This is a genomic window from Stenotrophomonas sp. GD04054 (assembly GCF_029836955.1).
GTDB classification, from domain to species: Bacteria; Pseudomonadota; Gammaproteobacteria; order Xanthomonadales; family Xanthomonadaceae; genus Stenotrophomonas; species Stenotrophomonas maltophilia_A.
In genome coordinates this window covers 1-11,611 of record NZ_JAOECR010000038.1, presented here as the reverse complement: position 1 = coordinate 11,611, position 11,611 = coordinate 1, and the positions used below count along the sequence as shown (strand labels likewise).

Below are 11,611 nucleotides of genomic sequence, written 5' to 3'. Positions count from 1 at the left end.
CAGGAACGATGGCACTGTGGGGGCGGTCACGGCCTTCGGGTATGCTCGGCGCTTCAATGGACCTGAGGTGGTGGCGATGCAGAAGCGATCGAAGATCTGGTTGAGTGGTGCAGCCGTGGTGCTGCTGGCAGGATGCAACCGGACGCCCTCGGATGGAGGAGTGGCACCGCCTGCGCCAGCTACGGCGGACGAGGCCGCAACACCGGCCGCCGACCCAGCCGGTTCAACAGCCGCCGCCGATGGCGCCGCACTCACCGACCGTGAGGGCAAGGCTGTGCCGCTGGTGCCCTTCGACCCAGCCAGCGTGCCGCTGAGCGACGCCCCGCTGGGCGAATTGCCGTTCTTCAGCCTGCCGCAGGGCTATGCACCGCAGAACGCGCCGCACCCGCGCGCCTGGGCGCGTTTCCCGTTCCGCATGGGCGAGGGTGTGCATTGGGTGGAAGGCCCGAGCTGGTCGGCACGCATCGTGACCGACAGTGAGGCGGCCCCCGACAAGGCGTTCTCTGCGCTGGAAGTGCAGCGCAACTTCGACGGTGTGATCACCGCCGCTGGCGGCCGCAAGGTCTTTGAAGGCACGCTGCTGCGCGACATCTATTACGGCCCGCAACTGGAAGGCGAGATCGGTGGTGGCTTCATCGATGCGGTGAACGGTGAACAGGACGCACCCACCACCGTCTACGTGCTGCGCCAGGCCAACCGCACCGTGTGGGTGCAGCTGGCGGTGGACAGCAACGGCGCCGGTCTGGTGGTCGTGGATGACGTTCCGTTCAAGGCCACCGCGCAGTGGTCGGACAGTTTCCCGCACCTGTCCCTGCCGGCCGGCTATCGTGAGCGCAACACGCCCGAGCAGCGTGATTTCGATGCCTTCCCGTTCTGGACCGGAGATCACTTCGAACCGGTCGAGGGCCGCACCTTCGCTGCCGATTTCGACAAGGGCGAGCGCGAGTACTCGATGCATGAAGTACGCCGCAACCTTGAAGTGATGATGGCCCAGGTCAACGGCACCAAGGTGTTCGAGGGGCGCATCCCGCACGAGGCGGCCGAGGGCGTGTCGAAGCAGGTGCAGTCGTCCTACGGCAACGCGGCCAGCTACAGCTGGGACAACTACGACACCGTGGTCTATCGCGTCGATCTGGCTGATGGCCGCCAGGTGTGGGTGCATGCTCGCCTCGAATACCTCAGCGCGGGCTGGGTCGTGGTCGAGCGCAAGGGTTTCACCCAGACCGCGGCGCTGCTGCCGGCCGATGCGTTGAAGAAGAAGCTGGACAGCGACGGCCGCGTGGCGATCCAGGTCAACTTCGCCACCGACAAGGCGCAGATCCTGCCGACGTCCGAACCGCAACTGGCGCAGGTGCTGGACCTGCTGCGTGCCGACCCGTCGCTGAAACTGTCGATTGAAGGCCACACCGACAACAGTGGCGCGGCCGCGCACAACCGCAGCTTGTCCGAGGATCGTGCGCGGTCGGTGGTGGCGGCGTTGACCGCCAAGGGCATCGCCGCCGACCGCCTGCAGGCGGCCGGCTTCGGTGCCGACAGGCCGGTAGCCGACAATGGCAGCGAGCAAGGCAAAGCGCGCAATCGCCGGGTCGAGCTGGTCAAGCGCTGAACCACGCCCTCCTCAGTACCGCGCGTCCTTGGGTTTCGGGTCGCGCGGCCAGTCCTTGGCCTTGTTGGCGAAGTCCGGCCGCGGTTGGTTGATGAAGTAGCTGGCGATGTCCACCGCATCCTGGTCGGGCATCACCTGCTGCCCCAGTGGCGGCTCGCGGGTCACCGCCGGCGGCATGTTGTGCTTGACGAAACCGGCCGCCTTGTACAGGCGCGCCATGCCGGCGCCGATGTTGAAGCTGTGGTCGCCCCACAGCGGCGGGAAGGCGATATCACCGCTGGCGTCGCGCCGGCCTTCGCCGTTGTCGCCATGGCAGGCGGCACACTGCACGGCGTACAGCGCCTGGCCACGGATCGGGTCCGGGGTCAGCGTGCTGTCGATGGGGCCCTCGCTGGGGGCGGCCACCTTTGCACCGTCTGGCACTGGACTGCTCAGCCACGCCATGTAATCGAGCATGGCGCGCATCTGCGGTGAGTCCTTCGGTAGCGGCTTGCCGTTCATTGAGCGCTGCAGGCAGCCATTGATGCGCTCGGTCAGCCCGATCACCTTGCCCGGGCGCGGCATGTAACGCGGATAGGCGCCGCCGCCGGTGTTGAAATAGTGGTTGCCGAACGGTCGCTTGCCCTCGGCCATGTGGCACGAATTGCAGTTCAGATCGTTGCCGACGTTGTCCGGCAGCAGCCGTGCGGTCTCGTTGAGGAGGCGGCGACCAAGCATCACCGATTCGGCATTGCCGAGCCCGGCGATCTCCTCGGCGCTGGGTGCATGGTAGTGGCCGACCACCTTGCCCTGCGCATCGAGGATATCGATCGTGCTGGCTACGGCGGCATCCAGGTCCGGGTACAGATGGCGATAGGCGAGGGTGCCGGCGCCGGCCAGCAGCACGAGGGTGACCACGCTGCCGATCAGCAGGCGGGAGCGTTTGCGCGAACGTTTCATCGTGCGGCCTCCTGCGGAACGTAGTGCACCGGCTTGTCACGCACCACCCGGCGCATGCGCGCCACGTCGACCTCGCTTACCGCGCTGGCCTGGTTGCCCCAGCTGCTGCGGATGAAGGTCAGGATCTGTGCCAGCTGTGCATTCGGCAGCTGCTCGAAACCGGGCATGGTGAAGGCCATGCGGTCGTGCGGGGTATGCGGCGTGCGGCCGCCGATCAGGGTTACCTGTACCAGCGAGCTGGGATCATCGGCGAACACGATCGAGTTGCCGGCCAGCGCCGGGTAGACCCGTGGCATGCCGCGGCCGTCGGCGCGATGGCAGGCCTGGCAATGCTCGGCATAGGCCAGCGAGCCGGCCACGCGATAGTCGCCACTGCGTAGTGCGGCGGTGGTGGTGTCGGTACCCGGGGACCACTGTGCGTTGCGGCCCTCGCGTGCCGGCAGCTGTTTCAGGTAGCGGGCCATCGCCAGCAGGTCGGCGTCGGACAGGTACTGGGTGCTGTGCTCGACCACGTCGGCCATGCCGCCGAAGGCCGCGGAGCGATCGGTGCGTCCGGTGCGCAGGAAGTCGACGATCTCGCCCTCGTTCCAGCTGGCCAGACCGGTTGATTCATTGCGCAGGTTCTTCGCATACCAGCCTTCCAGCACCGAGCCGGACAGGAACTGGCGGCTGCCATCATCGGCCATCGCCTTTTCCTGGAACGCCAGGCCGCGTGGCGTGTGGCAGGCGCCGCAGTGGGCCAGGCCTTCCACCAGTTCGGCGCCGCGCTGCTGGCTGGCATCCAGCGACGGATCCGGGTTGAACGTACGCGGGCGTGCGAACAGCAGCTGCCACCAGGCCAGTGGCCAGCGCATGTTGGCCGGCCACGGGATCGTGCTGTCGGCGTTGCCCTGCTTCACCGGCTGCACCGAGCCCATGAAGTAGGCGTACAGCGCCTTGATCTCGGCATCGCTGGCGATCACGTATGAGGCATACGGCATTGCCGGATACAACGGCTGCCCATCGTGACGGATGCCGCGACGGACCGCGCGCTCGAAGTCGGCGTAGTCGTAGGCGCCAATGCCGGTGTCCGGATCGGGCGTGATGTTGGTCGAGTAGATCGTGCCCATCGGCGTCTGCATGCCGAGGCCACCGGCGAACGGCTTGCCGCCCGGCGCAGTGTGGCAGGCGGCGCAGTCGGCGGCGCGCGACAGGTACTGTCCCTGCGCGATCAGCGTCGGATCGTGGATGTCGACCTGCGCCGTCTGTCGCGGTGCGAACCAGTAGGGCGTGGTGCGGGCGATGCCGTAGGCGGCGGCAAACGTGGCGGCCAGGGCAATGGCGAGCTTGAGCGAGGTGCGCATGGCGGCACTGTGGGCAATCCCGCGCGCGCGTTCATTGATCCGGATCAATGACTGAACGGATACAGCTTGTACACCAAGCTGAATCGTTCCTGCGTTGTCATCAAGCCGTCATCCGCGCGCGATAGATGGCCCACGCCCGCGTCGCTAACCTGCCACGCTGTCGCACCTTTTCCCCGATTGCCCATGAAGCGCCTGCTGCTGTTGTTGCTGGCGTGCGCCGGCCTGTGGCTGGCTGCATGCTCGTCCTCGATCAATGCCTCGTCCACCTCGCTCGCCGATCGGCTGATCGCGCCGGGTGGCGTATCGACCCTGCTCGATCGCCCGCGCATTGCCGCGGCCATCGCCGAACTGCCCAACCGCCATGGCTTCGCGCCGGGCCGCGATGGCGTGCCGATCTTCTGGCGTGTGTTCGATCCCGGCGATTACGGCGCGCGTTACCACTACCTGCCGCAGCGCCACGAGAACGGCCTGCCGCTGGATACCGGCCTGAGCCTGGCAGTACCGCAGCCGTTCCGCGCGCAGGCCCCGCGCGGCACCGTGGTGCTGCTGCACGGTTGGATGATGAACGGCGATTCGATGCTGCCGTGGTCGCTGCAGCTGGCCGAATCCGGCTATCGCGTGATCACGCTGGACCTGCGCAACCATGGACAGTCCGGTGCAGGTCCGTCCGGATACGGCACCTATGAATCCGACGATGTGGTGGATGTAATCGGCGAGCTGCGTGCACGTGGTGAAGTAACCGGCCCGCTGTACCTGTTCGGCGTGTCCTATGGCGCCGCCACAGCGGTGTTCACCGCCGACAAGCTGGGCGACCAGGTGGAAGGCGTGGTGGCGATGGAATCGTTCGCCAATGCCGGTGTGGCGATCCGCACGATGATTCCGCACCTGATGGGACTGCAGCCGGAAGGCCTGAAGGCGCAGGCGGTGGCGTCGTACGCGCGCTGGCGCTACGGCGGCCAGGACATCAACCAGGTGATCGCCGCCGCCAGCCGCCGCATCGACGTCGATCTGGACCGCGTGGACGTGGCGCGCGCGCTGGCCGATACCCGCGCCTGCGTGCTGCTGCTGCACGGCCAGGGCGACCAGCACATTCCGGTCAGCCAGGGCCGCGAACTGGCGCAGGCCAATCCGCGCGCGCACTACATCGAGATGCGCGGCGAGGACCACATCACCCTGCCGCTGCGGCTGGACCTGCTGGCCGGAGTGGTCGATGACTGGATGGCACGCGACGAGCACCATCCGCAGAGCGCGTGCCCGGCGCCCCAGCTGCCGGCCCAGGCCGAGTGGCTGACACGCAGCTGAGAAAAGGGGACGGAGGGGATTAAGTCGTTTCCCGCACAGCTGGGCCAGAAACGACTTAATCCCCTCCGTCCCCTTTTTTCTGTCAGGCCACCCGTCTTGCCAGCGAGCGCGCAGACGCCGCGACGCCCAGCAGCAGCGCGGCCACGCAGAGGAAGGCGAAGCCGAGGCTGGTAGCGTGTGCGAGTGCGCCGATCGCTGCCGGTCCGGCGAGGATGCCGGCGTAGCCCAGCGTGGTGACCGCGGTGATGGCGATGCTCTCCGGCATCACCCGCTGTTGGCCCGCCATCGAGAACAGCGCCGGCACGATGTTGGCGCAGCCCAGCCCGACCAGTACGTAGCCGGCCAGCGCCACCGGGAACGATGGCACCAGCGTCGCCAGGGTGAAACCCGCAGCAGCGGTGATGCCGCCGAAGACCAGGGTGCGGGTCCGGCCGAGGCGCTCGACGATGCCGTCGCCGAACAGGCGCATCGCGGTCATCGCCAGGGTGAACAGTGCGAAGCCGGCACCGGCCTGGTCACGTGGCACCTGCCGCACTTCGGCGAGGAACACCGCGCTCCAGTCCAGCATCGAGCCCTCGGCGAGGAACACCACGAAGGCCAGCACGCCGATGAACAGCACCACGCCATGCGGCAGTGCCAGCAGGGGGCCTTCATGCAGGATCCGTTGTGGGCGCCAGTGCGGTGCCGACAGCACTGCCACCAGCAGCAGAGCGGCCACGGACACCAGCGCGGCCAGCCACAGTGGCGTACCCAGGATCAGCATGCCGGTCATGCAGCCGGCGCCGACGAAGCCGCCGATGCTGTAGAAGGCATGGAATCCGGACATCATCGCGCGCCCGGCGTCGCGCTCGACCGCGACCGCCTGCATGTTCATCGCACAATCCAGTGCACCGACGCCGGCGCCGAACACGAACAGGGCCGCGCCCAGCGCTACCGGAGAGGGCGCCAGCACCAGCAAGGGCAGGGCGCACAGCATCATCGCGCAGGTGATCACCATCACCCGGCGGCATCCCAGCCGCCCGGTCAGCGCACCTGCCAGTGGCATCGCCAGCAGTGAGCCGAGCCCGAGGCACAGCAGCACGGCGCCGAGGCTGGCGTCGGACAGCCCGGCCTTGGCCTTGGCGTAGGGCACCATCGGCGCCCAGGCGGCGGTGGCGAATCCAGGGATGAAGAAGGCGGCACGGGTGGCGTGCTGCTGGGCACGTGGGGATGAGGGCGTCATGCGCGGTGCGAAGCTCCAAGGATCATCCATGAAAACGTTTTCAAGCGGGATCGGCAAGTGCCATGCATGACATCCAGCGACGCATACGATTGCAGTGACCCGAATGCGTCACCGCTGATTAACGCCAAAGACGGACAGTGGCGACACGGTCGGCATTCCGCCGGCCGCTGCCGGAGATCCGTACATGAGCACGACACCCACCATCCTCCTCGTCCATGGTTTCTGGGGCGGGGCCGCACACTGGGCCAAAGTGATCCTGGAGCTGCATCGCAACGGCCATGACCGCGTGCAGGCGGTGGAACTGCCACTCACCTCGCTGGCCGACGATGCCGGCCGCACCCGGAAAATGATCCGGCAGATCGACGGGCCGGTGCTGCTGGTCGGCCACTCCTATGGCGGCGCGGTGATCAGCCAGGCCGGCAACGAGGACAACGTGAAGGGCCTGGTCTACATCGCCGCTTTCGCGCCTGATGCCGGCGAGAGCCCCGGTGGCATCACCCAGCAGCACCTGCCGGAGGCGGCGCCGAACCTTGCGCCGGACAGCGATGGCTACCTGTGGCTGCGTGCGGACAAGTTCCATGAGAGCTTCTGCCAGGATCTGAGCGAAGAGGAGGGCCGGGTGATGGCGGTGACCCAGAAGGCGCCGCTGGCCAGCACTTTCGGTGATGCGGTGAGCGACCCGGCGTGGAAGCACAGGCCGAGCTGGTACCAGCTGTCCCGCCATGATCGGATGATCGCGCCGGAGAACCAGAGGGCAATGGCCACGCGCATGCAGCCCAAGCGACTGCTGGAGCTGGATGCCAGCCATGCCTCGCTGGCCTCGCAGCCGAAGGACGTGACCGCACTGATCCTGGAGGCCTGCGCCGCCATCGGCGGCTGAGCCTGCGGCAGCGCGCCGCACCACAGCACACCGCACGACAGCCGGGGCGCAGGGGAGTACACTCCTGCGCCTGCGGCCATCCGGCCGCGTCCCCGTCTTCCCTCCAGCCGCCGCCAGAGGATCCCACCCGATCGTGGAGGTCCCGCCGTGCTGTCTGTGCCTGATGCCCGTATTCCGTCCCAATTGCCGCGTCGCCGTGCGTTGCCGCAGGCGCTTGCCCAGGGCCTGCTGATCACCGCACTGGCCAGCAGCGGCATCGCAGCCGCGCAGTCCGCCGCCGAGCCGGACAAGGCCGCCGAGGCCCCGGCGTCGCAGACCCTGCAGACCGTGCAGGTCACCGCCAACCTGCTCGGCACCATCACCGAGGGCAGCGGCGCGTACACGCCCGGCACCATCGCCACCGCCACCCGCCTGGTGCTGACCCCGCGGCAGACCCCACAGACCATCAGCGTCATTACCCGCGCTCAGATGGACGACTTTGGCCTGAACGGCATCGATGACGTGATGCGGGTGACCCCCGGCATCAGCATCGTGACCTACGACAGCGAGCGCACCGAGTACTACGCGCGCGGCTTCGCCGTGCAGAACTTCCAGTACGACGGTATCCCGATGTCGCGTGACTCGGCCTATTCAGCGGGCAACACGCTCAGCGATACCGCGATCTATGACCGCATCGAAGTGCTCAAGGGCGCGACCGGCCTGCTCACCGGCATGGGCGATCCGGGCGCGACCATCAACCTGATGCGCAAGAAGCCGGGCAAGGAGTTCGCCGGCAGTGCGACGCTGGGTGTCGGCCGCTGGGATGACTATCGTGCCGAGATCGATGTTGGCGGCCCGTTGACCGCCGATGGACGCGTGCGCGGTCGTGCGGTGGGCGCCTGGCAGGACAAGCATTCCAATCTCGACTTCTACCAGCGCACCAGCAAGGTGGGCTACGCGGTGCTGGAAGCCGATCTGGGCGAGCGCACCCTGCTGACCGTGGGTGGCGATGCGATGGACAGCGACCCGAAGGGCTCGACCTGGGGTGGCATCCCGCTGCTGGACAGTGCCGGCAACTTCAATGACATGCCGCGTTCGTTCAACAACGGCACCCGCTGGAGTGGCTGGCGCCAGTATGTGCGCACCGGCTTTGCCACGCTCGAGCATACCTTCGCCAACGATTGGGTGGCCAAGCTGCAGCTCAACCACCAGGTCAACGGCTATGACGCCGCACTGGCCGGCGCCGCCGCCGGCAATCCCGATCCGTTGACCGGCGAGGGCGTCAGCCTGTGGCTCGGCAAGTACGTTGGCAAGACCGTCAGCAATGCTGCCGACTTCTATGTGAGCGGTCATTTCGGCCTGTTCGGGCGGGAGCATGAGCTGGTGGTCGGTGGCAGCGCCTCGCGCAAGCGCTGGACCAATACCGGCTACGGCCCGCAGGCGGGGTTCCCGGATACTGTGCCGGACTACAGAACCTGGAATGGCGACATTCCCGAGCCGGAGTGGCAGCGCAGCTACAGCAACAACGAAGTGACGCGTGAGAACGGCCTGTATGTTGTCGGCCGTTTCGACGTGGCCGATCCACTGAAGGTGATCGTGGGCAGTCGCCTGGCCAGCTACCGCTCGCCGGACACGCGCGAGACCGGCGTGTTCGTGCCGTATGCCGGTGTGGTCTACGACCTCGGTGAGCACTATTCGGTGTACGCCAGCTACAGCACCATCTTCAAACCGCACAGCGAACGCGACGAGCAGGGCAAGGCACTGGATCCGCTGGAAGGCCGCAGCTACGAGATGGGCCTGAAGGCCGAGTTCCTCGATGGGCGCTTCAACGCCAGTGCGGCGCTGTTCCAGCTCGACCAGGACAACTTCGCCCAGCCCACTGGTGGCAAGACACCGGACGGGCAGGATGCCTATCGCGCCCTGATGGGCGTGCGTACCAAGGGCTACGAGCTGGAAATGTCGGGCCAGCTGGCCGAGGGCTGGCAGGTGCAGGGTGGGTTCTCGCACAAGATCGCCCGCCAGGCAGGTGCCAAGGTGACCACACTGGAGCCGGAAAACCAGTTCAGCCTGCACACCAGCTACCGCCTGCGCGGCGACTGGAAGGGGCTGACGCTGGGCGGTGGCGCGCGCTGGCAGGATTCCACTTTCGGTGAGATCACCAACCCGGCCACGCAGGCCAAGGTGGTGCATCGCACCCAACCCTACTGGCTGCTCGATGCAATGGCGCGCTATGAATTCAACGATCGCCTGTCGGCCACGCTCAACGTCAACAACCTGCTGGACAAGCGTTACTACACGATCTTCAGCTGGTACAGCACCTACACCTGGGGTGAGCCGCGCAATGTGCGGTTGGCGATGACGTACAAGTTCTGACGCCGGTGGTGCTGTAGAGCCGAGCCCGCGCTCGGCTGGCTGTCAAACCGCAGCCGAGCATGGCTCGGCTCTACAAATACGCCCGCGATGCTTTTCGGCATCGCGGGCGTTGTCGTTACAGCGGCAGGTCGAACACCAGCACTTCGGCGTCGTTGCCGTTCTCCAGGGTCAGCTGCGCTTCGTCGCTGACCTGCAGTGCATCACCGGCTTCCAGGGTGATGCCATTGACCTGCAGCTGGCCTCGGGCCACCTGCACATAGGCGCCACGGCCGTTGCCGAGGGCGTGGTGCAGCTTCTGGCCGCCATCGAGGATGGTGGCGAAGATGCGGGCATCCTGGTGGATGCGCAGCGAACCATCGGCACCGTCCGGCGAGGCGATCAGGCGCAGCTGGCCGCGCTTGGTTTCCGGTGCGAAGTGGGTCTCCTCGTAGGACGGGGTGATGTTCTCTGCGTCCGGGAAGATCCAGATCTGCAGGAAGTGCACGGTCTCGTCGGCGGAGTGATTGAACTCGCTGTGGCTGACACCGCTGCCGGCGCTCATGCGCTGCACGTCGCCGTAACGCAGCACCGAGCCGGTGCCCATCGAGTCCTTGTGCTCCAGCGCGCCGCCCAGCACATAGGAAACGATCTCCATGTTGCTGTGGCTGTGGGTGCCGAAGCCCTGGCCGCCGATCACCTTGTCTTCGTTGATCACCGGCAGCGGGCCGAAGCTGACGTAGCGGGGGTCGTAGTAGTTGGCGAAGGAGAAGGTATGGCGCGAGGACAGCCAGCCATGCTCGGCCAGGCCACGGGTAGCGCTCTTGCGGATCTGCAGCATGATGGAATCTCCTTGTTCGATGGTTTCGATGGGGCGGGGTGGGCTTGTAGCCGCTGTGTTTCCCCGTTGGAGAGAAGTATCCGCTTGCGCCCGGGGTTTGAAAAACGGATAGTTTTGACAGCCATCATCGAAAAATTCGAATGCTCAAACTCAGTCTCGATGCCCTGCAGATCCTGGACGCCATCGACCGCCGCGGCTCGTTCGCCGGCGCCGGCAAGGCTCTGCACAAAGTGCCTTCGACCATCTCCTACACCGTGGCCAAGCTGGAGGAGGACCTGGGCGTACAGCTGTTCGACCGGGTCGGCCCGCGCGCCGAGCCGACTGAGGCTGGCCGCGCGCTGCTGGACGAAGGCCGCCACCTGCTGCGCGCAGCCCGGGAGCTGGAACTGCGGGTGCGCCGGGTGGCATCGGGCTGGGAGACCGAACTGACCCTGGCGGTGGACTCGGTGTTCCCGACCTGGTTGCTGGGCCCGGACATCGCCGCCTTCCGTGAGGCTGAGGCGCCGACCCGGCTGCGGCTGATCGGTGAGGCACTGTCAGGCACCTGGGAGGCCTTGCTGGATCGCCGTGCCGACCTGCTGGTCGGCGCGCCGGGCGAGGGGCCCAGTGGTGGCGGTTACGTGGTCGAGCCGCTGGGTACGGTGGAGTTCGTGTTCGCGGTCGCCCCCGGTCATCCGTTGGCTGCAGTGCCGGGCGTGCTCGGACGCGAGCAGCTGGTCGAGCACTGCGCGATCGCGGTCTCCGATTCGGCGCGGCGGCTGCTGCCGCGCACGGTCGGTCTGTTGATGGGGCAGGAGATGCTGACGGTGCCGGACATGGCCAGCAAGCTGAAGCTGCAGTGCGAAGGCGTGGGCTTCGGTTTCCTGCCCGAGCCGTGCGCGCGCGCGGCGGTGGCGCGTGGCCAGCTGGTGATCCGCGAGGTGGAGGAGCACAAGCCGGAGGAAACCTTCTGGCTGGCCTGGCGCACCGGTGAGGATGGCGCCGCTCTGCGCTGGTGGCGCGAGCGCCTGCGCAGGCCGGAGCTGCTGTCACAGTGGTGGCAGGCAATGGCCAAAGGGTAGGGGTTTGGCAGGGCTGCGCCCTGCACCCGCTACGAGCTGGAGCAACAGCAACTGCAGAAGCTGGTTTCCTGTGGGGAGGCGGGGTGGGT

Annotated in this window: 9 protein-coding genes; 5 read left to right on the top strand and 4 right to left on the bottom strand. The window is 67.1% G+C overall.

The genetic code is table 11. From position 1 onward, the window contains the following. Positions 1-76 precede the first annotated feature (76 nt). Entirely contained in the window at positions 77-1,606 is a 1,530-nt protein-coding gene (locus N7573_RS16110; RefSeq protein WP_279912528.1) for an OmpA family protein, read from the top strand. Positions 1,607-1,618: 12 nt separating this feature from the next. Here the strand turns inward: N7573_RS16110 and N7573_RS16105 are convergent, their stop codons facing one another. Together N7573_RS16105 and N7573_RS16100 are read right to left on the bottom strand one after the other, a co-directional pair. Then, on the bottom strand, positions 1,619-2,545 hold the full coding sequence (locus N7573_RS16105) for a c-type cytochrome (RefSeq protein WP_201118728.1): 927 nt from the start codon (positions 2,543-2,545) through the stop codon (positions 1,619-1,621). Further along, the gene (locus tag N7573_RS16100; protein WP_279912530.1) at positions 2,542-3,888 is read right to left on the bottom strand and encodes a cytochrome c; all 1,347 of its coding nucleotides are present in this window, start codon (positions 3,886-3,888) and stop codon (positions 2,542-2,544) included. The genes N7573_RS16105 and N7573_RS16100 overlap by 4 nt, the downstream gene beginning before the upstream one ends. A gap of 183 nt (positions 3,889-4,071) precedes the next feature. Between N7573_RS16100 and N7573_RS16095 the strand changes: the two genes are divergently transcribed. Continuing rightward, complete coding sequence (locus N7573_RS16095; RefSeq protein WP_049400454.1) at positions 4,072-5,190, top strand: alpha/beta fold hydrolase; 1,119 nt, start codon at positions 4,072-4,074, stop codon at positions 5,188-5,190. A gap of 82 nt (positions 5,191-5,272) precedes the next feature. On the opposite strand, the gene N7573_RS16090 is transcribed toward N7573_RS16095, so the two are convergent. Next, on the bottom strand, positions 5,273-6,412 hold the full coding sequence (locus N7573_RS16090) for an MFS transporter (RefSeq protein WP_049461323.1): 1,140 nt from the start codon (positions 6,410-6,412) through the stop codon (positions 5,273-5,275). A 184-nt stretch (positions 6,413-6,596) separates the two neighbouring features. Between N7573_RS16090 and N7573_RS16085 the strand changes: the two genes are divergently transcribed. Both N7573_RS16085 and N7573_RS16080 read left to right on the top strand, forming a co-directional pair. Next, a complete protein-coding gene (locus N7573_RS16085; RefSeq protein ID WP_279913812.1) occupies positions 6,597-7,292 on the top strand; it encodes an alpha/beta hydrolase in 696 nt (231 codons plus the stop codon). Between the two features lie 147 nt (positions 7,293-7,439). Beyond that, complete coding sequence (locus N7573_RS16080; RefSeq protein WP_279913814.1) at positions 7,440-9,644, top strand: TonB-dependent siderophore receptor; 2,205 nt, start codon at positions 7,440-7,442, stop codon at positions 9,642-9,644. A 115-nt stretch (positions 9,645-9,759) separates the two neighbouring features. On the opposite strand, the gene N7573_RS16075 is transcribed toward N7573_RS16080, so the two are convergent. Next, positions 9,760-10,461, bottom strand: a complete 702-nt coding sequence (locus tag N7573_RS16075) for a pirin family protein (protein ID WP_279913815.1) — start codon at positions 10,459-10,461, stop codon at positions 9,760-9,762. A 140-nt stretch (positions 10,462-10,601) separates the two neighbouring features. Here N7573_RS16075 and N7573_RS16070 point away from each other — a divergent pair, with 140 nt between their 5' ends. Beyond that, on the top strand, positions 10,602-11,522 hold the full coding sequence (locus N7573_RS16070; protein ID WP_154352291.1) for a LysR family transcriptional regulator: 921 nt from the start codon (positions 10,602-10,604) through the stop codon (positions 11,520-11,522). Positions 11,523-11,611: the final 89 nt, after the last annotated feature.

Coding starts and splice junctions, on each gene's coding strand:
- N7573_RS16090 (WP_049461323.1), bottom strand. CDS start 6,412: ATGACGCCCTCATCCCCACGTGCCCAGCAGCACGCCACCCGTGCCGCC.
- N7573_RS16095 (WP_049400454.1), top strand. CDS start 4,072: ATGAAGCGCCTGCTGCTGTTGTTGCTGGCGTGCGCCGGCCTGTGGCTG.
- N7573_RS16070 (WP_154352291.1), top strand. CDS start 10,602: ATGCTCAAACTCAGTCTCGATGCCCTGCAGATCCTGGACGCCATCGAC.
- N7573_RS16085 (WP_279913812.1), top strand. CDS start 6,597: ATGAGCACGACACCCACCATCCTCCTCGTCCATGGTTTCTGGGGCGGG.
- N7573_RS16105 (WP_201118728.1), bottom strand. CDS start 2,545: ATGAAACGTTCGCGCAAACGCTCCCGCCTGCTGATCGGCAGCGTGGTC.
- N7573_RS16110 (WP_279912528.1), top strand. CDS start 77: ATGCAGAAGCGATCGAAGATCTGGTTGAGTGGTGCAGCCGTGGTGCTG.
- N7573_RS16100 (WP_279912530.1), bottom strand. CDS start 3,888: ATGCGCACCTCGCTCAAGCTCGCCATTGCCCTGGCCGCCACGTTTGCC.
- N7573_RS16075 (WP_279913815.1), bottom strand. CDS start 10,461: ATGCTGCAGATCCGCAAGAGCGCTACCCGTGGCCTGGCCGAGCATGGC.